Origin of the sequence: Streptobacillus felis (assembly GCF_001559775.1) — a bacterium.
GTDB classification, from domain to species: Bacteria; Fusobacteriota; Fusobacteriia; order Fusobacteriales; family Leptotrichiaceae; genus Streptobacillus; species Streptobacillus felis.
On the sequence record NZ_LOHX01000216.1, the window covers coordinates 1 to 250 of the forward strand.

1 pseudogene is annotated in these 250 nt (G+C 29.6%); it reads left to right on the forward strand.

Annotation, left to right across the window (positions count from 1 at the left end):
* Positions 1-250: pseudogene (locus tag AYC60_RS03870) on the forward strand (hypothetical protein); the annotation flags it as partial.

Consider the following 250-nt stretch of genomic DNA (forward strand, 5'->3'; position numbering starts at 1 on the left):
AGTTAATACTTGAAAACTTACCGGTATTTATTAATTATGAAAATATTAATGATGCTATAAGTAAAGGTGCTATGGCATTATTTAGTGATAAATATGGAGATGTAGTCAGAGTTGTAGAAATCTCAGGTGTATCTTTAGAACTTTGTGGAGGAATACATGTTTCTTCAACTGTAGAAATAGGTTTATTTAAAATGAAATCAGAACAAGGAAAGGCATCAGGTGTAATAAGAATAGAAGCTATAACTGGATA